Raw genomic sequence first — 823 nt, forward strand, 5'->3', positions numbered from 1 at the left:
CATTGTTCCCATTCTTGTGTCAAACCGACGAACGCGGTAGCCTGATCGGTATCCCTGGCGTTCCTTGTTCCGTTCTGATTTCTCGGCACAAAGCTTACTTTCTACTTCAACTTCCATGAGACGTTCACAGAGCCATTTGAGCATAGATTGCATCGGATCTTCCTCTGATATAAATTTCATTAGCATTTTTTCAAAAGATACGGTAGAATTTAGGTGAGCCATCATTTGTTCACTCCTTATTGGTTTGCTTGCTACTTACCTTTTCGGAGTTTTGATGGCTTTTTCCTTTTTTTTACTTTTGCGAACTTAATTGTACTCTATCGGTTCTGCCACTCATTCAATTCATCTAAGACACAATCGGTAATGTTAGAAATCTGTCCTGCTGACAGTTTGAATCCATAGATGTCATCGATCGTTGACGAGATGTCACGCTGGCTCATGCCACGGGCATACATAGCGAGCACTTTGCCCTCCATCGAGGAAACATCGGTCTGCCGCTTTGGCACAACCTGCGGCTCAAAAGAACCATCTCGATCACGAGGAACATCAATCGGGACTTCACCTGCGGATGTTTTGATGTTGTACAATAAAAATTGACACCCTATTCTCAAGGATTGTGATATATAATTGATAGAGAATAGGAGAAATAAGATGGCAAAACGAATTATAAAAACTTATGACCAAGAATTTAAATCACAGGCTGTAAAATTGGCTCAGGAGATTGGTGGACACAAAGCCGCAACGGAACTGGGGCTTCCTGATAGTACTATCTATACATGGGTTAAAGCCTTCAAAGAGGGTAGGTTGGACGCAAAAGACGCTG

2 protein-coding genes and 1 pseudogene are annotated in these 823 nt (G+C 42.3%); 1 reads left to right on the forward strand and 2 read right to left on the reverse strand.

The genetic code is table 11. The annotated features are described in order from the left end of the window. Both AB840_RS15440 and AB840_RS15445 read right to left on the reverse strand, forming a co-directional pair. Positions 1 to 222: transposase (locus tag AB840_RS15440; protein WP_201775892.1), on the reverse strand; the 222-nt coding region annotated here is incomplete at its 3' end. Between the two features lie 98 nt (positions 223 to 320). Further along, positions 321 to 578: pseudogene (locus AB840_RS15445) on the reverse strand (transposase); the annotation flags it as partial. A gap of 73 nt (positions 579 to 651) precedes the next feature. Between AB840_RS15445 and AB840_RS18435 the strand changes: the two are divergent. Beyond that, a partial coding sequence (locus AB840_RS18435; protein WP_048515559.1) for a transposase occupies positions 652 to 823 on the forward strand: 172 nt, incomplete at its 3' end.

Origin of the sequence: Megasphaera cerevisiae DSM 20462 (assembly GCF_001045675.1) — a bacterium.
GTDB classification, from domain to species: Bacteria; Bacillota; Negativicutes; order Veillonellales; family Megasphaeraceae; genus Megasphaera; species Megasphaera cerevisiae.